This is a genomic window from Methylosarcina fibrata AML-C10 (assembly GCF_000372865.1).
GTDB classification, from domain to species: Bacteria; Pseudomonadota; Gammaproteobacteria; order Methylococcales; family Methylomonadaceae; genus Methylosarcina; species Methylosarcina fibrata.
In genome coordinates, this window is the sequence record NZ_KB889965.1 from 2,630,301 (window position 1) to 2,649,829 (window position 19,529).

The 19,529-nt window shown below is 56.3% G+C and carries 18 protein-coding genes; 6 read left to right on the forward strand and 12 right to left on the reverse strand.

From position 1 onward, the window contains the following. Positions 1-4 precede the first annotated feature (4 nt). Positions 5-850 (forward strand): sulfurtransferase, encoded by an 846-nt coding sequence (locus A3OW_RS0112395; RefSeq protein ID WP_020563758.1) that lies wholly within the window; start codon positions 5-7, stop codon positions 848-850. Positions 851-992: 142 nt separating this feature from the next. Here the strand turns inward: A3OW_RS0112395 and A3OW_RS0112400 are convergent, their stop codons facing one another. Beyond that, positions 993-1,373 carry a hypothetical protein gene (locus A3OW_RS0112400; protein ID WP_157385883.1) on the reverse strand — a complete coding sequence of 127 codons (381 nt, stop codon included), beginning with the start codon at positions 1,371-1,373 and terminating at the stop codon, positions 993-995. Positions 1,374-1,589: 216 nt separating this feature from the next. Here A3OW_RS0112400 and A3OW_RS27875 point away from each other — a divergent pair, with 216 nt between their 5' ends. The 3 genes from A3OW_RS27875 (at position 1,590) to ribA (ending at position 3,180) form a co-directional block, all read left to right on the forward strand. Continuing rightward, positions 1,590-1,787, forward strand: a complete 198-nt coding sequence (locus tag A3OW_RS27875) for a hypothetical protein (protein WP_157385884.1) — start codon at positions 1,590-1,592, stop codon at positions 1,785-1,787. An 82-nt stretch (positions 1,788-1,869) separates the two neighbouring features. Further along, on the forward strand, positions 1,870-2,487 hold the full coding sequence (locus A3OW_RS0112410; RefSeq protein WP_020563761.1) for a class I SAM-dependent methyltransferase: 618 nt from the start codon (positions 1,870-1,872) through the stop codon (positions 2,485-2,487). Between the two features lie 78 nt (positions 2,488-2,565). Continuing rightward, positions 2,566-3,180 (forward strand): GTP cyclohydrolase II, encoded by a 615-nt coding sequence (gene ribA / locus A3OW_RS0112415; protein WP_020563762.1) that lies wholly within the window; start codon positions 2,566-2,568, stop codon positions 3,178-3,180. 54 nt (positions 3,181-3,234) lie between these two features. On the opposite strand, the gene A3OW_RS0112420 is transcribed toward ribA, so the two are convergent. Next, positions 3,235-4,077 carry an endonuclease/exonuclease/phosphatase family protein gene (locus A3OW_RS0112420; protein WP_020563763.1) on the reverse strand — a complete coding sequence of 281 codons (843 nt, stop codon included), beginning with the start codon at positions 4,075-4,077 and terminating at the stop codon, positions 3,235-3,237. 124 nt (positions 4,078-4,201) lie between these two features. Next, the gene (locus A3OW_RS0112425) at positions 4,202-5,380 is read right to left on the reverse strand and encodes a M20 aminoacylase family protein (RefSeq protein ID WP_020563764.1); all 1,179 of its coding nucleotides are present in this window, start codon (positions 5,378-5,380) and stop codon (positions 4,202-4,204) included. Positions 5,381-5,636: 256 nt separating this feature from the next. Here A3OW_RS0112425 and A3OW_RS0112430 point away from each other — a divergent pair, with 256 nt between their 5' ends. Next, positions 5,637-5,996: a SirB2 family protein gene (locus A3OW_RS0112430; protein ID WP_020563765.1), complete on the forward strand. Its 360-nt coding sequence runs from the start codon at positions 5,637-5,639 to the stop codon at positions 5,994-5,996. Between the two features lie 14 nt (positions 5,997-6,010). Here the strand turns inward: A3OW_RS0112430 and A3OW_RS0112435 are convergent, their stop codons facing one another. After that, on the reverse strand, positions 6,011-6,898 hold the full coding sequence (locus A3OW_RS0112435; protein WP_020563766.1) for a nucleoside phosphorylase-I family protein: 888 nt from the start codon (positions 6,896-6,898) through the stop codon (positions 6,011-6,013). Continuing rightward, the gene (locus A3OW_RS0112440) at positions 6,891-7,442 is read right to left on the reverse strand and encodes an alpha-ketoglutarate-dependent dioxygenase AlkB family protein (protein WP_232422379.1); all 552 of its coding nucleotides are present in this window, start codon (positions 7,440-7,442) and stop codon (positions 6,891-6,893) included. The genes A3OW_RS0112435 and A3OW_RS0112440 overlap by 8 nt, the downstream gene beginning before the upstream one ends. A 276-nt stretch (positions 7,443-7,718) precedes the next feature. On the opposite strand from A3OW_RS0112440, the gene A3OW_RS0112450 reads away from it, so the two are divergent. Then, entirely contained in the window at positions 7,719-8,222 is a 504-nt protein-coding gene (locus tag A3OW_RS0112450; RefSeq protein ID WP_020563769.1) for a hypothetical protein, read from the forward strand. A 79-nt stretch (positions 8,223-8,301) separates the two neighbouring features. Here A3OW_RS0112450 and putA read toward each other — a convergent pair whose 3' ends face one another. The 7 genes from putA to A3OW_RS26475 form a co-directional block, all read right to left on the reverse strand. Further along, positions 8,302-11,415, reverse strand: a complete 3,114-nt coding sequence (putA, locus tag A3OW_RS0112455) for a bifunctional proline dehydrogenase/L-glutamate gamma-semialdehyde dehydrogenase PutA (RefSeq protein WP_020563770.1) — start codon at positions 11,413-11,415, stop codon at positions 8,302-8,304. Positions 11,416-11,554: 139 nt separating this feature from the next. Next, positions 11,555-12,325, reverse strand: coding sequence for a DUF3313 family protein (locus A3OW_RS0112465; RefSeq protein WP_020563772.1), 771 nt, complete (start codon positions 12,323-12,325; stop codon positions 11,555-11,557). 31 nt (positions 12,326-12,356) lie between these two features. Continuing rightward, a complete protein-coding gene (locus A3OW_RS0112470) occupies positions 12,357-14,786 on the reverse strand; it encodes an arylsulfatase (RefSeq protein ID WP_051091855.1) in 2,430 nt (809 codons plus the stop codon). 169 nt (positions 14,787-14,955) lie between these two features. Continuing rightward, positions 14,956-16,002: a SphA family protein gene (locus A3OW_RS26470; RefSeq protein ID WP_157385886.1), complete on the reverse strand. Its 1,047-nt coding sequence runs from the start codon at positions 16,000-16,002 to the stop codon at positions 14,956-14,958. 122 nt (positions 16,003-16,124) lie between these two features. Then, positions 16,125-16,850, reverse strand: coding sequence for a DUF3313 domain-containing protein (locus A3OW_RS0112485; RefSeq protein ID WP_020563776.1), 726 nt, complete (start codon positions 16,848-16,850; stop codon positions 16,125-16,127). Then, positions 16,847-17,269, reverse strand: coding sequence for a putative quinol monooxygenase (locus tag A3OW_RS0112490; protein ID WP_020563777.1), 423 nt, complete (start codon positions 17,267-17,269; stop codon positions 16,847-16,849). The genes A3OW_RS0112485 and A3OW_RS0112490 overlap by 4 nt, the downstream gene beginning before the upstream one ends. A 159-nt stretch (positions 17,270-17,428) precedes the next feature. Then, entirely contained in the window at positions 17,429-19,396 is a 1,968-nt protein-coding gene (locus A3OW_RS26475; RefSeq protein WP_020563778.1) for a sigma-54-dependent Fis family transcriptional regulator, read from the reverse strand. Positions 19,397-19,529: the final 133 nt, after the last annotated feature.

Here is a 19,529-nt window from a genome sequence, read left to right on the forward strand (position 1 = left end):
CATCATGAGTTACACGACCCTTATTTCGGCAGAACATCTTCTCCAAAACTTGACCCATCCGGACTGGGTCCTTCTGGACTGCCGTTTTTCTCTGGCCGATGCCGACGCCGGCGCCCGAAGTTATCGCAAAGGCCATATTCCCAATGCACGGTACGCGCATTTGAACAAGGATCTTTCCTCTCCCGTCACCGGTTATACCGGCCGCCATCCATTGCCCGACTTTTCGCTGCTGACCCGGAAGCTCGGGTTCTGGGGCGTCGGCAACAGGAGTCAGTTGGTCGTTTACGACGATGCCGGCGGCGCCTTTGCAGGACGCCTTTGGTGGCTATTGCGCTGCATGGGGCATGAAAACGCAGCGGTTCTGGACGGCGGCTTCAATCACTGGCAGCGCCTGGGCCATCCTCTCACAACCGCCCTTCCGATAACAAAGCCGGTCGTCTTCCGGATGTATCTGAATGAGAAAAACTGGCTGAGTGCGGCGCAAGTGCGCGACCAATTGGCCGCAAAGACCATCCGACTGATCGATGCCCGAACTCCGGAACGCTTCCGGGGCGAACAAGAACCGATCGATCCGGTCGCGGGCCACATACCCGGCGCCTTGAACCGTCCGTACCAATCCAATCTGGACAGCCGCGGCCTGTTTTTGCCGCCCGAGGAGCTTCGGCGACAATTCAAGCGGATCCTTAACAATCACCCCGCCGAAAACACCGTCCACATGTGCGGCTCCGGCGTCACCGCCTGTCATAATTTACTGGCGATGGAGCGCGCCGGTCTCAGCGGCTCCAGGCTCTACGCCGGCTCCTGGAGCGAATGGATCCGGAATAAAAACCGGGCGGTCGTCATCGGATAGATGAGCAAGAAGCTAACGTGTCAAGGCAGGAAAATACCCTTTTGCGAGAAATTTCAGGGTAAGGCGGATAATAATTTTTCTTGCCTCGTATTTGTTTTTCCTTTTCCTAACTGCGGCTATCCTGGCGGAGAGAAAACGGGAATCAGACTTCCAGAGGATTCTTGGTCAGAATATTACCGCCGGGGCTCATCGCCACAGCCCAGTTAACGCCGTTTTCTTTGAGGTTGACCTCATATTCAACGCGCCCGTCGGGATGTTCCAGGATGAGGCTATTCAGTAGGGTGTATGCACCAAACGCTCTCTCGAGCTTTTTGCTGACAGCCGTCGGCAACTGCCGAGGATCGATCCTTTTTTCCTGGCCGAACGGCCTCCCCCGCAGGTCAAACAATGCGAAATTTTGCTGAGCGCCTGTTTTAAACTTTACCTGATACAACGGGGTTCGAAAATGCAGTTTTCGATCAATCACGATATTTTCGGCATCGGGATGGCTGGATTTTATGCCGTCAATGACCGAGGCCGGCACCTCGGAAAGACCGATCTGCCTGGCTTGCGCCGAAAATACGGAAAACAGTAAAACTGAAAATAGGGTAAAAGCAATCCTGTGGATCATAAGGGCGATACCTCGCTATCGACAAACAAATAAAGTCCAAGTCCGATTTTTTCTATGCCGGCCCGTCAATAGAACGACGGATACCGTACCCAGCCAAACTTTATCAAGCAATAAGCAAATATCGAGCCAATGAGCCAACCATCAACGACATCAGTAAAATCAGGCGGCTCGGACGATACGGAAATCAACGAAGAGAACGGAGCTAAAGCCATTGGTTCAAATAAACCGAAAGCGATGGTGGATTTTAACCGGAGCGGGATAAGATCCGTCAATCCAACGCGTGCGCATCCACTTGCTCAAGCAAAGCCAACGCAGATCGTTCACTAACAAGCCGCGCCGTTCGAAATTCAGGTTGATGGCAATCAGCCAGGCACAGTAAGATGCGTCATCCTGATTCATCCTGAAGCCTATGAAAGCCGACAGCGCAACGATAAAAAAACGTTACAACCGGATCGCACCGTATTTTGAAGGGATCGAAGCCGTCATGGAGGGTCTGTTTTTCAGAAACTGGCGGAAGAAATTATGGGAAAAAGTGGATGGCCATCATGTTCTCGAAGTCGGCGTCGGCACGGGCAAGAATTTTGATTACTATCCGCCGCAGGCCCGAATCACCGCGATCGACTTCAGCGAGCAAATGCTGGAACAGGCAAAGCGTAAAAAAGAACGCAAAAACATCGCCGTCGACCTGGATTTGATGGACGTGCAATCCCTGGCTTATGCCAGCAACAGTTTCGATACCGTCATCGCCTCGTTCGTTTTTTGTTCGGTGCCTTTGCCGTCGAAAGGCCTCAAAGAACTGTATCGGGTGTGCAAGCCGGGCGGCCAGATAGTACTGCTGGAACATGTTATAAGCGCCAACCCTCTCATCGCTTCGGTGATGAATTTCATCAATCCGCTCGTAGTCGGCCTGGTCGGCGCCAATATCAATAGAAATACGGTCAAAACGGCGCGCTCCTGCGGGTTCAGTTCGGTTCGAGTCGACGAGCGCAGCAGCGACATCATCAAGTTGATCGAAATCAGAAAATAACCGAAAAGAGGCGGGCGAAAAAACCTTTTTTAACCTGAAATACAGAATTGGTTAGAATATAATGTTTTTTTTGGATTAATGATTGACGTGCCTCCACAAGTAAAAAATTTAGTACAGACACCGATACCGACTCGACACGGCGAATTCATCCTGCATTATTACAGCAACAATCTGGATAAAAAAGAACACGTTGCGCTGGTTATGGGTCAGGTGGAAGGACGCGATCGGGTGCCTGTGCGCATCCATTCGGAATGCTTTACCGGCGACGTGCTGGGCTCCAGACGCTGCGATTGCGGCGAACAACTGGACATGGCGATGCAAATGATCAAGGATTCGGGATTCGGCGTGCTGATTTATCTTCGCCAGGAAGGCCGCGGCATCGGTTTGCTCAAAAAACTGCAGGCCTACAATCTTCAGGATGCCGGCATGGACACGGTCGACGCCAACATTCACCTCGGACATCTTGCCGACGAACGGGAATACGACATCGCCGCGCTGATTCTGGAAAACCTGAAAGTCAAATCGGTCAGACTGATCACCAACAATCCCAAAAAAATCGATGGATTGAAAAAGCTCGGCGTCGACGTCGTGGACCGGATTCCGATTGTTGCCGCCGCTCATAACGACAACCTGGATTACCTGAAAACCAAAGCCAAAAAAATGGCGCACATGCTGTTCGAGCGGAAAAAATAAGCGGCCGAGAGATTAAAGACTTGACAGGTCGCGGTGGGCGGGAGCCCGACCGGTTTAATAAAGCCGGTATCTCGCCAGATAGCCGAAATGATCGGAGACGGTAGGATAAAAACAGTCGTTAAAGACGACGTCCATGGATTGAATCCTCATCGGGTGGCCGTTGCGCTTGAAAATGTAATCGATCCGGCTGGGTGGGTAATTTCTCCAGCCGTCGATTTGACCACGATAACTGGGTTCGTAAAAGCGGTGCGGGTGCAGTTCGTGGAATTGATCCACGTATTCGCCGTGGCCCACGACGTGATGATAGGCCTGCTCGCCGGCCGGCGCATTGAAATCGCCGGCGATGATGTCGCCCCGGACGCCGAACTGCAAGCGCGAGTGGATCAAGCGTTTCAAATTCTCGAATTCTTCGTAAAAACCGTGATGCGCCCAGCTCAGATGCACGTTCGCGACATGCAGCAAACCGAACCTTGGCACGTCGATGCAGGAAACGGTGACGTTCCTGGACATGTAATTGTCTTTCCGGTGATCATGAGACACATAGGCCGAATAATTGTGCCGCATCGGATACCGGCTGAGGATCGCCGTGCCTTCCCGCCAGCGGTAAAAACCGACATGGCTCCAGTCCTGATGGACATGATACCAAAGCCCCCAATGGCGTAACTGCCGGCAAATCCGGAAAGCCATGTTCGACGGCGATTCGCCGTAAGGCAGAGTGACCGGATCGTGCAGGTATTCGCCGACTTCCTGGAAACACACGACGTCGATTTTCAAATGCGCGATCGCTTCGGCGATGATCTGCACTTCGCGCTCGTGCCGATGCATTGTCTCAAAGGGGCAATGACAAGGATGCTGTTGATAGGTGTGTAAATTCAGCGTGAGCAGAGACAGTTCCATAGACTCTGTAAGGAAAGCTTTTTCGGCCCGGATCAAGTTATCGACAGGATGTAGAATAATCCGGCAATATGAAAACTTTATGAAAAAAGAGCATTCGTTGCCGTCGAATCCGGGCTAAAGCCTCTCAAGCCTTACCCAGCACCAGTTCCACCAGCTTGACCCAATAGGCGACGCCCACCGGCAGAATGTCGTCGTTGAAATCGTAGTGAGGGTTATGCAGCAAACAGTTGTTATTCGAGGCGCCGTTGCCGATCCAGAGATAGCAGCCGGGTTTTTCCTGCAACATGAACGCAAAATCCTCCGATCCCATGCAGGGCGCAGGAGCGCGGTTGACGCCCTCGGCTCCGGCCACGGCCAAGGCGGCTTTCAACGCCAGCTCCGTTTCCGCTTCGCTGTTGAAAGTCACGGGATAACCCGGATTTTCCGGATTGAAAACGATTTCCGAGGTGACGCCCAGGCCTTCGCCGATCCCTTTGATCAGAACGCGCAGCTTCTCGCTAATCGCCTCTTGCACCGAGCTTTTGAAACAACGGAAAGTGCCCCGGATTACCGCCTCGTCGGGAATCGCATTCCAGGTGTTGCCGGCATGGATCTGGGTCACGCTGACCACCGCCGAATCGACCGGATCGACCGTACGGCTGACGATGGTTTGCAAGGCATTGACCATTTGCGCCGCAGCGACGATGACGTCATTGCCCAGATGAGGCATCGCAGCATGGGTCGCGCAGCCTTGCACGCGGATTTCAAAACAGTCGAACGCCGCCATCATGGGTCCCGGTCTGACCGCAAACTGCCCTGCCGGGACGTCCGGAAAATTGTGCAAGCCGAACACGCAGTCTGTGGGAAATAACTCGAACAGGCCGTCCTCGATCATCTGCCGGGCGCCGGCGCGGCCTTCTTCGGCGGGCTGAAAAATGAAATGGACGGTGCCGTTAAAGTTGCGGTGATCGGCGAGGTATTTCGCGGCGCCCAACAGCATGGCCGAATGCCCGTCATGGCCGCAGGCGTGCATCTTGCCGGCATGGCGGGATTTATAAGGGAGATCGTTCCGCTCTTCGATGAACAGCGCATCCATATCGGCGCGCAAAACGATCTTTTTACCGCCCTCCCCCACTTTCAAACTGGCGACCACGCCGGTTTTACCCAGCCCTCGATGAGGTTCCAGCCCGAACCCGGCCAGTTTATCGGCAATGAATTGAGCGGTGCCGGTCTCCTCGAAAGCGGTTTCCGGAAACCGGTGCAAATGCCTGCGCCATTGCCGCATGTCCTCATGCAGCCGGAGTATTTCAGTGCTTATTTTCATATTTCGAACCTGGTTAATAAAATCGTCATGCTATCGCCCGAAGCCGGTGGGATCCAATAATTCTAATTTATTCGAAAACGTTCGACCGGCAGCGACTCCTCCGGGGTTCAATTTCTCTCGCATCGGAAGCCTTTGGACGGAATCGGAAACTTGCCCTGACTGCCTCATGGGCGATTCTCTTCGCTCCAAGCTTCGGCAATGGCATTATAATGATGATCCTCAACGCTGCCCGGCTCCATTTCATCCAAGATTCCACATGCTCAAAATTCTTCACCTTAGCTTCGTATTGCTGGCCGTGTCCGGTTTTATCGTCCGAGTGATCCTGAGCGAAACCCATCCCCATCTCCTTAAACTCAAAACGGCCAGAATCGCGCCTCATATCATCGATACGCTGTTACTGATCAGCGGCCTCGTCCTGGTGTTTCACGGCCACTGGTTGTCGAGGCCCTACGGTTGGCTCATCGCCAAACTGATCGGCTTGTTCGGCTATATCGGCTTCGGCGCGATTACCATGCGCCGGCAAGGTCCGATGAAATGGCTGGCTTTTGCCGGCGCTCTCGGTTGTCTGGCGTATATTGGCCGCGTCGCCGTCACCAAACAGATCGGCCTCTTTTAATTTTTGCCTTTGCGTTACAAGCGGAATTCCAGATTGTCGATCCGTTGGCGCAGGCGTTGCAGCACGTCTTTTCCTTTCGTCAAGCCGCTCCAGTCGATATCGAGAGCCTGGCCGCCGGTCAGGCAAGCCCATCGCTGCAACTGTTTTCTAAGCTGGATCCGCTCATTCGCAGTAAAATGGTAGCGGCTCGTCAATTCGGCCATTAGCCGGGACTCGGGGAAAGTAATCGACGCGGCCAATCGGAGCAACTTTGCCGATACCGTTTCAATTGCGCCGAGATGAGCGGCGATCAGAGCGGAAACGGCTTGCGGCGTGATCCGGTCGGAGGGATGCGAGCGATTGTCGGAAATAATCTTCAGGCATTGCACCAGTTCGGCTGAAGTAAACCGTATCGCCGTCTCGTAAAATGCGGCCGCTTCCATGTCGCAAAGATCCGCATGATCGTAGGCCAGTTGGGGTTTCGGCGCCGTTCGAATCGAGCCGGTAGCGCACGGCGGCGAAAACGCCAGAGGCGGATAAAAACATCGGCCGCTGCCGGCATCGAGAATCTTGTCGATCAAAAACAGGCTGCCCACGGCATGATGTTGATGCCCGGCGATGCCGACGTTGATCAGGACGGGATTTTCAGCCCCTCCGTATAAAGCTTGCGAATAGGCGACTCCGGCCGCCATCGCGCAAGGTCCGAGTCCCGTCACCGTCAGACAGACGGGCGGGCGCACATGGACGTCGAACGGCTTGACCGCCGTTTCTTTCCGAAGCTTGAAATGTTCGGTCAGAGGCTTGGCTTCACAAGGCAGCGCCGCGTAGATAAAAAGCCGGTAACAGTCGTCGTGCCTGGTTTCAGGCAAAGATGGAAAGGATTCGGCAAGGGCGGGCAAGCGTCCGTTCTTGAAACTACGCAACGATTATTTTCCGGAAAGTCAGGTTGATTCTGGGGCCGGTCGCTTGCGCGGTTTTCGGCAGCGAATGCAGCCAATGATGCTGCAACACGCCCGCCATCAACAGCAAGTCGCCGTGACCGAGACGGATCGCCAGCATTTCCTTGCGTTTCTGATGCCGCAGTTTGAACAGGCGCTCTTCGCCGAGGCTCAAGGAAGCAATCACCGGATTTTGCCCCAGTTCCTTTTCATTGTCCGCATGAAAGCCCATCGAGTCTTTGCCGTCGCGATACAAATTGGCGAGAACGCTATTGAAACGCCATGAGACCGCGCTTTCTATTTCCTGCTTGATCGCCAGAAGATCTTCCGTCCACGGATTCGGCCGGTGATCGACGCCCGAGTAACGGTAATGCGCGTCCGGATCGCCGTACCAGCATGTCAGCCTGGGCACTTTGCAGCATTTCCCGAAAATCCATAGGGTTTCTTCCTGCCACGGCAAAGTCGTTTTCAGCCTTTCGAACCACCGGTCGGACTCGGGCGGCCGGTAAAACTGTTTGATTAAGTACAACTCGCCATCGAAGGGAGCCAGATTATTCTGAGAATTCGGCAGAAGCACGACAAAACCGGGGATTGAACCGAGACAGGCCTATTGTACCGCAAGAACAGACATTCGGGCGATGGCGGACACCCCCTTTCCGACCGATCTTCTTGTTACTCTGCCAAGCCAATTTAAACCAATTTCATTTTAAAGTGTCTCATATTGAAATTTTCAAGCCTGCTTTCAAGACCATCGAAATCATTTTTTTGCCGCTCATTCAGCAGGCTTTCCGAAAAGGAGCACATCATGAAAAGAATTTATTTTTTGGTTCCCGACATTGAGACCACCCGTAAAATTGTCGACGAACTTCGTAAGGAAGGCATGGAAGACCGCCATATTCACATACTCGCCCAAAGAGACACGCCGATGGAAGATATTCCGGAAGCCGGAGTATCGATAAAAACCGATTTTCTTCCGGCGCTCGAACGAGGGGCTGCGCTGGGCGGCACGTCCGGATTACTGGCGGGCATGGTGGCTTTGCGGTTTGCCGGGTTTGCTCTGGGCGGCGGCCCGCTTTTAGGCGTAATCATGGCCGGGGCAACGATCGGCTCCCTGATGGGCGGATTGATCGGCATGAATGCCGGCAATACCCGGCTGAAAAAATTCGAAGATGCGATCGAACAGGGTGAAATCCTGATACTCCTGGATGTTGCCAAAGAAAAGATCGAATCGGTCAAGAAATCGATCATCAAGCATCATCCGGAAGTGACCTTTGAAGGGATTGAACCTCTGTTGCCTCCTTCCTATTGACGAAGCGCCTTCCGGGTTTCTTGAGCCTGCCGGTCAAAACCGGCTCGAACAAAAACAGAGGCGCAAACCGCCGATTAAATCAGCGCAAATCCTGAGCAAGCAGACCGGCATTACCGCCGACAGCCGCGGTATTGGTCGCCACGGTTTGCTCGACGGCGAAGCGCCGAAGATAATCGGGGCCGCCGGCCTTGGGTCCCGTGCCGGACAATCCCATGCCACCGAACGGCTGGACGCCGACGACGGCGCCGATCATGTTCCGGTTGACGTAAATATTGCCGACTCTGACTCCCTGTCTGATCGCCCGGACAGTGGCCTCGATCCGGCTGTGAATGCCCAGCGTCAGGCCGTAACCGGTCTCGTTAATCGCGGCAATGACCCGGTCCAGTTCCGGGCCCCGATAGCGGATCACGTGCAGGATCGGCCCGAAAACTTCATGGGTCAACTGCGACAACGAGGCTATTTCAATTAAGGTAGGCGGAAAAAAACTGCCGTAGCTTAACGCCTCCGTCAACGGCAATTGATACAGCATCCTCGCCTGCTCCCGCATTTTCTCCACATGCTCCGCCAGGGGCTTCAGGGCGGCACGGTCTATCACCGGACCGACGTCGGTCGCATACCGGCCGGGATCGCCGAGCGCAAGCTCCTGCATCGCGCCGATCAGCATGCCGATTATTTTATCGGCAATGTCCTGCTGCACGAACAGAACCCGCAAGGCGGAACAGCGCTGACCGGCGCTGTTGAATGTCGAGGCGACGACGTCCTGCACCAATTGCTCCGGCAAGGCCGAGCTGTCGGCGATCATTACATTCTGGCCGCCGGTTTCCGCGATCAAAGGAATCAACATCGGATGCTGCTGCGCCAGCCGCCGATGGATCCATTGCGCGGTATCCGTCGAACCGGTAAAGGCGATGCCGGCCACTCGTGGGTCGGCCACCAGCAGATCGCCGCTCAGGCGGCCTTCGGCCGGTACAAACTGTAAAACCGGTTCGGGGATGCCGGCCTGGTGCAGCAGCCTGACGCAGAGCATCGCGGTCAATACGGTCTGGCTGGCCGGCTTGGCGATCACCGTATTGCCGGCGGCCAATGCCGCGGTCATCTGGCCGATGAAAATGGCGATGGGAAAGTTCCACGGGCTGATGCAAACAAAAACGCCTCTGCCGTAGTAATAAAGCCGGTTTTCCTCCCCGGTCGGTCCCGGCAATAGCATGGGTTCGGCGAAGAGCTCCTCGGCGGATTGCGCATAATAGCGGCAATAATCGACCGCCTCCCGGACTTCCGCCAGAGCGTCGCGAAGGGTGCGTCCGCCTTCGCGGCAGCATAACGAAACCAGCTCCGACCGATGCTGCTCCAGAAGATCGCCGGCCCTGCGCAAACAGCCGGCGCGGGTTGCGGCGGAAGAAAGCCGCCAGTCGTTGAAAGCATGAGATGCTTTCTCCAACGCCCGTTCGACATCGGCCGGCTCGGCCATGCCTACGCTGCCGACGGTCAGGCGGTTATCGCAGGGATTGACGACCGGCCGTCCTGCTCCGGCTTGCAGCGGCTTCCTTCCGCTCGGCATCGCGGTCCATTGTGTCCCGGCCAGGGCATCGAGCTCTTGTTGCAACTGTCGCAACTGAAACGGATCGGCCAGATTGACCCCATGGGAATTCGGCCGCCGCTCTCCGTACAAATCCTTCGGCAGGACGATTTGCGGCGTCTTCGGCAGGCTTTTGACCGTTTCGACCGGATCACGGACCAATTCGGCCACGCTCCATTCGGGATGGTCGATCTGATTGATGAACGACGTGTTCGCGCCGTTTTCCAGCAAGCGCCGAACCAGATAAGGCAACAACTCCCGGTAATCGCCGACCGGCGCGTAAACGCGGCAGGGAATCTTCCGCTCGCTTACGGCCATGACTTCGCGGTAAAGACGCTCGCCCATGCCGTGCAGCCGCTGAAACTCGTAGCCCGGATGATGCTTGCCGGCTTGCAGGATCGCCGCCACGGTATGCGCATTGTGGGTCGCGAACTGGGGATAAAACTCCGAGGTTTTCGACAACAAGTAATGCGCGCACGCCAGATAGGAAACGTCGGTCATCGATTTATGAGTAAAAACGGGATAGCCTGCCAGGCCGTTTTCCTGAGCCCGCTTGATTTCGCTGTCCCAATAGGCGCCTTTGACCAGCCGCACCGGCACCCGGCATCGGTGCGATGCGGCCAGAGCGGCCAGCCAGCGGAGAACCGGCAAGGCTCTTTTTTGATAGGCCTGAACCGCCAGACCCAGCCCCGGCCAACCTTTTAGATCGGGGTGGGAAAAAACGGCGGCAAAAACGTCGAGCGACATGTCCAGCCGCTCCGATTCCTCCGCGTCGACGGTCATCGGTATTCCGGCGGCTCGGGCTTCCCTGGCCAGCGCCCGCAATTTTTCGGATAGTTCCCCGACAGCCCGTCGGTGCTGCAACGGCTCGTAGCGCGGGCACAACGCCGATAATTTAATCGAAATTCCCGGATTCAGTTGAGGATCGGCCAAGTTCTCCCGTTCCGCCAGCGTTCTTACGGCATGACGATAGGCCTGATAATAACGCTCGGCATCGGCCGCGGTGACCGCCGCTTCGCCCAGCATATCGAAGGAAAAACGCTCCTCCGGAAACTCTTCGCTGATCTGTAAAGCTTCGGGCATCGCATCCGCAAAGACAAACTGCTGCGCCAGATAGCGCATGGCCTGCTTGACCGCGGTACGGATCAACGGGGCGCCCAGGCGCGACAACGCTTCTTCGAAAACCGGCAGCCAGTGCTCCTTCGACAACAGGCGATGTTCGAATTCGCTGGTGAACGACAGGGCCTTATTGGTGAAATGCACCAGCAACGAATCGCTCTGCAGCAGGTGCCTGTTCCAGTCGGCGCCGGTCAGTTTTTCCTGCAGAAACAAATCCTGGGTCCGGCTGTCCGGAATACGCAGTAGGGCTTCGGCGATGCCCATCAAAACCACGCCTTCCCGGGAGTTGAGCTGATATTCGTGCAGAAACGCTTCGATGGCGGTGTTCCGGTGGCTTTTCGCCCGGACCGCCGTCACCAGCGTTCCGGCCAGCTCGCCGGCCCCGAGCGGATCGTAAGTCCCGATGTTCCGCAATAATTCATTGACGATGACTTTTTCGTCGGTTAAGTAAGACCGGTTGATTGCGGCCCGTAAATCGGCAACGGCAAGTTGATTCATAGTTGACAAAAATCCTCTGAATGACGACCCTTCTCACGATGGAGTGTCGGGCTGAAGCCAAGTTCCTTATTATAAGGATTTCAGCCGCCATAAAACTTGCCGTCAGAAAGATTTTTATATAAACATCCGGACAGCTCGGCTAGAAAGGTTTCAGCGTGAATGGCACGGGATCGTTCACCGCTTCGCCCGGATCGCGGTTGGCGATCTGCACGAACTGTTCCGCCCACCGGTCCAGGATGCCCTTGGCGGGCCCATACCAGGTAAGGCGGGTCAGATCGAGCGGACCGGCATCCGCCATGTCGCGGTCGGCAAAGGTGGCAATGATTTCTCGGGTTTGCAGATCGCGCAAACGGCCTTCGAAAGCGGCCCGGCGTTGATTGATCATCCCCGCGGCGGTGCCGGTTCCGGGAGGACCGGCCCAACTCAATGCATGCAGAACCGGCTGCGACGGGTCGATTTCGATCAGCGCCAATTCCAGACGCACGGCCGGCCCCACCGGTTGCCCGGAGACCTCGACGACCTGAAAGCGATGATGCGGGTCTTCCTTGAAATTTTTAATCACCTGGCCTCGAAAGTATTGCGCCAGCTCTGCAATATCTTCCTTGACGTCGCTGAGGACGTTCACCGAGCTCATCTTGTGCAGCCAATCCATTTCCATCATATAGTGCGTATCAACCGGCGCGACTACCAGCGCCCGGTAAGCGCTCAGACTGGAGCCGGGCTTGATCCAGACTTTTTGAAACGGCAGATCCGAATGCTTGCTCTGGCGTTCGGGATGTTCGATAAAACCGGCATCGGGCGCCGGATCGACCGCCATCGATTTGAATTCGTCCGAGCCCGACTGAACGGCGGAGCAAGACGCCAATAAGGCGCTTACAAGGCAGAAAGGCAGTATTCGGTAAGTTTTCATGGTTTTTTCCTCTTGTTAAATGTTTTCTCGCTTATTTCTTCAAGCTGGCATCTTTTAAAGCCTGCCGGGGAGGAGCCACGCTCTGCGACGGCTTGGTTTCAATCGTTATCTTGACGATTTTTCCGGTAAACGTGTTGTCATCCTGCTGGTAGTCCTCGGTCACCGGCGTATCCCGATCCATGCCGACGTCGGCGCCCTCGTCGGCCGAAAAGATGAACGGCGTTGTGCGCGGGACAGGCGCTTGTGCGACCTTTTGTCCGTTGACCGAAAGCGTCGCGAATCCGCCTTTTCCAAGACCGCCTCCTTCATAAGCGAAGTCGAGCGCAATCGTCGCCCTGCCCGCCGGGAGAGACTGCGCCGAAGCGATAGTGGTACGTTCCCTGCCGACCAGGTTGTACGCATAGGCGGGCTTGCCGTTCTTCATATACAAGGACCAGCCACCGAAACGGCCGCCTTGCGCCAGAATGGCCCCGTTCGCGCCGCCTTCCGGTATTTCGAGCTCGGCGGTAACGGTCATCGAACGGTTTTTGACGTCGATGAAAGCATTTTCCATCATGCCGGTCATGCCTTCGTACAGCGTCAATGAAGTGCGTCCGGCCATCAGGTCGGGCCGCCCGGCCACCGACGGCACGAGGCGCTCGATGCTGCGGTCGTCCAGAGGCAGCACGTTGTATTTGACCGCTTCCTTCAGGAACAGCGCCTGCAAGGACTTCAGCCTGGCCGGCTGCCCGGCCGCCAGATCGGTGGCCAGGCTGAAGTCGCTGCGGGTATCGAACAGCTCCCATTTGTCCTGTTCCAGCGGAGCACGCGGCTGCCGCTCCCACGGCCCGCGGTGCACGGTGCGTGCCAGCCAGCCGTCCTGATAGATGGCCCGGTTGCCGGCAATTTCGAAGTACTGCGTACGATGCCGGCTTGGGGCTTTGGCGTCGTTCAGCGTATAAGCAAGACTGACGCCCTCGAACGGATGCTGAACGATGCCGTTGACGCTTTTCGGCGCCGGCAGGCCGGCCAGTTCGAGCACCGTCGGCGCGATGTCGACGACGTGGTGCCACTGCGTACGCAGTTCGCCTTTGGTTCGGATGCCTTGGGGCCAATGCACCACCATGCCGTTTTGGGTGCCGCCGTAATCGGCCGCCATCTGTTTAGTCCAGGCAAACGGCGCATTGCCCGCGACCGCCCAACCGGCGGCGAAATGCGGATAAGATTCCGGTCCGCCCCATTTGTCGATCAGCGGCAACTGCTCGGCAACCGTCGCCGGCATGCCGTTGAAAAAAAACATTTCGTTGAATATGCCGGTCATGCCGCCTTCGGCGCTGGCGCCGTTGTCGCCGGCGATATAGACGAACACGGTATTGTCCATCGCGCCGATGGCTTCGAGCGTCTGCGCCAAACGTCCGATTTCGTGGTCGGCATATTCGGCATAACCGGCGAACACTTCCATCTGCCGGGCATACAGCCGTTTTTCTTCCGCACCCAGATTGGCCCAGTCCTTGATCGCCGCCGGTTTCGGAGCCAACCGGGTCCCCGGCGGCACGACGCCGAGGCGGATTTGCCGGGCCAGCGTCTCTTCGCGGTATCGGTCCCAACCGCTGTCGAACTTGCCTTTGTACTTGTCGGCCCATGCCTTCGGCACGTGGTGCGGCGCATGCGTCGCTCCCGGCGCGAAATAAACGAAGAACGGCTTGTCCGGCGTCAGCGAATGTTGAGCGCGCACCCAGGCTATGGCCCGGTCGGTCATGTCGGTCATAAAATTGTAATTGGGATCGTGCGGCAATTCGACCCGCGCGGTGCCGTCGAAAATATACGGCGACCATTGGTTGGTCTCGCCGCCCAGAAAGCCGTAAAACTTTTCGAAACCGGAACCGGTCGGCCAAAGATCGAACGGTCCGGAAACGCTGGTTTCCCATAACGGCGTCAGATGCCACTTGCCGAACGCGGCGGTGTTGTAGCCGTTGAGGCGCAGCATCTCGGCGAGCGGCGCCACGCTGTTCGGCCGAACGCCGGTATTGCCGGGAAATGCCGTGGCGACGTCCTGGACTGCGCCGGTATTGTTGCTGTGATGGTTGCGTCCGGTGAGCAGAGCCGCCCGGGTCGGCGAACACAACGCGGTGACGTGCATGTTGTTGTAGCGCAAACCGCCGGCCGCCAGCCGATCCAGCGTCGGCATCGTAATGCCGCCGCCGAAAGTACTCGGCTGCCCGAAGCCCATGTCGTCAATGAGCACGAGCACGACGTTGGGCGCGCCTTGCGGGGCTTTGACCTCGAAACGTGCCGGCGCCCTGGCTTTGCGCACGTCGATTTCCTTGATGGCAACCTGCTTTGGTTCGGGAATGGGCAAGACCGTACGGTCTAATGTGTGCAACGGCTTCGAGGCTTTGAGCGTCCGCGCCTCCGAAACCGTCCCTTCTAAAACGCTCAACGCGGCTAACGCAAGCGTGAAAATACTTAAGCTGAGTTTCATCAGTTTATTTCCTGTTCCTGGGTTTTTAACCATGATCGTTTCAATTTGAGATCGGCTTGCGCTGGAATCCTGATCATGAAACCGGACAATGCCGCAATGAAGGATGTTTTTGGCCATATACCGGATTCATAATCATCTTCTCTAAATTAAAACCATGGAATTCATGGCGCTAGAATTTGACGGCCGCGGTAAATCCCGCATAATCGCCCTGAAATCGGGATTTGGCATCGAATTCGGTAAAATAATGGAAGGTGAACTGCGCTTCGGCCTTTGGAATAGCCAATCCGATTTGCCCGCCTACCGCATGCACCTGATTGGGCGAATTCAAAAACGACGGCTGATCGGTGCCGTGATTATCCTGCACCTGCCATTGGCTATACCCGGCCGGGCCGACCTCCAGCAGCAGATGTTCGGTAACGGGTAAAAACTGGCTGAGCCCCCAATTCAAGGTGAAATGACCGCCCTGAGTAAAATTCTTGCCTTGCGTTTCATGATTGATTTCGTAAGTTCCGGCCAACATCAATGCCGTCCCTTTGTTGTCGAAAGGGTAATAGGCGCCCGCCAGTTGGAATTGATGACCCCAGAATCCCAGGCCGGTATTCGCGACATCGTCCGTGCTGTATTTACCGCTGGGTGCGTAGAAACCATAATTGGCGGAAAGGTCGTAATGTTTTCCGTGCCAACCCAGCATGACAGGCTGGACAAAAATATCGGAGATTTCGAAAGCGCTGTCGCTTACCGAAAGTTGTTTCTTCAGCGATACCGCCTGATCGGCGAGACGGATATCGGTCAACGCGTCGAGAGCGGCGCCGACGGTGGTATTGGCGAAAGGCAGAGAGATCAGCATCGCATAGTCGGCGCCGAGAAATTTATAGCCGGTATTCCAGACGAAGGTAGGGGCGATGAGGTACATGTCGACGTTAGTGTCGAGATTGGCAGTAATTCGGGCTCCCGCCGGCACGCCCGGCCCCAGGCTTGTGCCGGCTTGAAACGTTGCCGTATCGATCGTATTGCCGTGATTGTCCTTCAACTTGGAAGTCGAGTAGTTGCCCAGGTAAAGTGCGGCATAGACGCCTTCCTTTTCAGGCACTAAAAAATCCCGGATATTCATCATGCCGGGTAAAAAATGGCTCACTCCCGCAACGCCGGCGATGGACCAAGTGAGCATAGCCGAGGCTAAAACCACTCGGCAAAGATCGGATTTTCTAAAGTTCATGTCGGTCCGGCTTTTGTTTCGTCTGATTATCTGAAGAAGCTGCGGGAGCCGGCTAAAAAGCCCGCATCCGCCGGAAACTTCGTTCTTGTTTATTGCCATTCCAGAATTCTAAGGATTGGACATCACGGAGTTGCCGTGCCCGACGTCCAGGACGATAAACGCTCCGCAAGCATCTCACACCACTTGTCGATTGCGTTTTCCGCATCGCCCCACTGCCACTGGAAGCCGGTGGTAAAGTTTCCGCCGCCGATCCGATTGTCGGCCGCCGCCGTCAGCAATTCCCCCGATACCGAATCGGTAATTTTTGCCTCACCCTGCGCCCCGCCGACGAAAGGAAAAGTACCGGTAGCCAGATATTTCAAATTGCTGAGCATGTGAGCCTGGGGCGATATCATCGAGATACTGCGCAATACCGGCGTGGCCGTTTCGGCGTCGGTCATCGCCACGGTAATTTTCATTACGCCCGGACCCGGCTGCTCTACGATGGGGAACTTCTTCCCGAGTTGCTCTTTAAGCTGTTGGGAAAAATAATTCACCAGGGATTGCTGATCGGCTGCGGAAACCGACGTGGAATTCCCGCCCCAGAAAGTCACCGGATCGATCAATATCTTGTTGTACCGGGTCCACTGCGCGGACGGATTGAAATAACGCAGACTCGCCTGATCCTTTTCCCCTGGTGTGAGTTTGCCGCATTCGTCGGCAAGCAATCCGCAATGCAGGGACGTCTGATCGATAGACGCCTTTTGCGTCGTGGTACACGCCGTCAACAGCAGAACGCTCAGGCTCGCCACTGCAACGGAAGCCCGATTTGTAGCGCGCCGCTCGGCAACGATTACATGATCTGTCATGGTTTGTTCTCCTCATTCGTATAATTGAAGTCATTGTCTGAAAAAATCATGCCGACAGAAGGCCGTCGACCCGGCGCCAATCGCTGTTCGGCCGCCCGGTGGGCCCTTACCTGCGCAGCTAATTCCAGTCCATAGGTTTGCTCGATAATCCGAAACTCGCACGCGGGCGCTTTACTCGCACATTCCATCAAGGCAATCAATTGGCTGAAATGCCGCGACCGGATCATTTGCCGCAATTCGGCTTCCGACTTCCACGTCTCGACATAGCAAAGGCAACCCGGATCGGAAGCCGCCACGAACAGTTCGACGGAAATGCAGCCATGCTCTGCACGCGCCCATTTCGCGAGGGATTGGAAAGCCGCGAGCACAGTGCGTTTTTGACGCCTTGGCAAGTGGATGAGCAAATGCAGTTCGATCATGCCCGAATCTTGTGCAGATGGCATGCCAGCCGCGACCGCGGCCGGAATTTTCAGACCCGTATCTTATAAATCAATGAGTTCCAGTCGAAAAACAGCAGAGAATGGAAGTGAAGCCGCGCCATGGCCACGAAATATCGTGGATAACCCGTTATGACGGACTCACTTCGAAGTAGGACGGCGGATGCCCAGCTTGGCCATCCGGCTTTCGAGAGTGCTGGGCTTAAGGCCGAGAAGCTCCGCAGCGCCGGCCGGGCCGCGAATCCGCCAGCCGGTGGCGTCGAGAATACGGAGAATGTGGTTACGCTCGACGTCCGTCAGCAAAGCCAGGCCTGACTCAGAAGACGGCGGCGAAGCAGACAAAGCGGACGGCAGTTCGATCCTGAGAGAAGGACTTTGCGAAAGGATCACCGCGCGTTCGATCACGTTGCGCAGTTCCCGGATATTGCCCGGCCAGCCATAGTCGAGCAGGGCTTTAAGGCTGGCTTTGGCAATGCTGTCGATGGGTTTGCCCATCGTTTCGGCGAACTCCTGGACGAAGGATTCGACCAGTCGCGGCAGATCCTCCCGCCGTTCCCGAAGCGGAGGCAGATGAATCGGAAACACGTTCAGGCGGTAGAAGAGATCTTCGCGGAATCGCCCGTTGGCGACTTCCTGGCGCAGGTCCCGATTGGTAGCGGCAATCACCCGCACGTCCACTTTGATCGGACGGGGATTGCCCAAGCGCTCGATTTCTTTTTCCTGCAACGCCCTCAGCAGCTTGGCCTGAGCCTCCATCGGCAACTCGCCGATTTCGTCGAGAAACAGCGTCGAACCGTTCGCCAGCTCGAAGCGGCCGAGTTGCCTGGCAAGAGCGCCGGTATAAGCGCCCTTCTCGCGGCCAAAGAGTTCGCTTTCGATCAAGGCTGCCGGAATGGCGGCGCAGTTGACCCGAATCATGGTTCTGTCGCGCCGGGAACTCAATTCGTGGATGGCGGTGGCCAGTAATTCCTTGCCGGTCCCGGTTTCCCCGGTGATCAGCACGGAGGCCGGGGTCGGCGCGACCTGTTCGACCTGGCGCAAAGTGCGCTGCATGACTTCGCTGCGGCTCACGATGCTGCTCAAGCCTTGGTGCCCTTCGATCTCGCGCCGCAAATAAACGTTTTCCTGCTGAAGCCGATCCTTCAGCATGCGGATTTCCTCCATTGCCTGACGAAGGTTATCCTCCGCCTGCTTGCGATCGGTAATATCCACCGCCGCGCCCATCATTCGCTCCGGACGGCCTGCATTATCGAACTGGCAATGCCCGGCTGCGTAGAGCCAGCGAATCCGGCCGTCAAGATGCAGTACCCGGTACTCTTCCTGGTATTCCCCGCCTTCCTGCAGCGTCTTTCGAATCGCTTCCTCAATCCGCATACGATCTTCCGGAAGGAGAATATCGAGAAACCGCCGCAATCTCAGCGTCTCGGCGTCCGGGATTCCGTAGATGGCCCGCGCCCGGCCGGTGGACCAGATGACGTCGTTTCGAATATCCCAAACCCACAACCCGACGTTCGACGCTTCGGCAGCCAGCCGCATCTGCGCTTCGCTTTCCTTCAGCGCCTGGTCGGCGCGTTTGCGCGCCAGGACGTTGGCGAACACATCCGCGATAAGCCGCAATCCACGGACCACCGCGTCCGGCCAGTCGCGGGCCCGGATCGACGAGAAAGCCAGTCCGCCCCGGACACGTCCGCTCACCAACAGCGGAAAAACCAGGTCGGCCCGAGAACCGTAGCGAAGAAAGTTGTCGCGATCCGTCTGCGCTAAATCGTCCACATTACGTACTATCAGCGTTTCTCCGGCCCGAAGGCTTGCCATGACCAAAGGGACGTCGCTCATGACCGATTGCACCATATTCGGAGGGATGCCGGCTTTGTTGTAGCAATGGGTGGCATAACCATCCCGGCCATCCGGAGTGAGTTCGCCCAGCGTCGCCCGGTCCAGGTCCAGAGTCTCGGCGATGCGCCGCAGACTTTCGCTGATGACGTCGTCAACGTCTTCTATCGGCAAATTAATGAACTGCGCGGAAAGTTCGGCCAATAACGATTGAAACCGCAACAGGTTTTCCAATTCGATCAACAGATTCTTATTATTGTTATCGTCGCGGGTCATGCACAATCGGGAAGATGCAGTCAGGCCGGGTTGCCGGAGATTGTAACAGACCCGATATTTCGGGGAAATGGATAAGGCTCATCCCATACTATAAATCACAACCATGAAACGGTGCTGTCCTTATCGAAGGTCG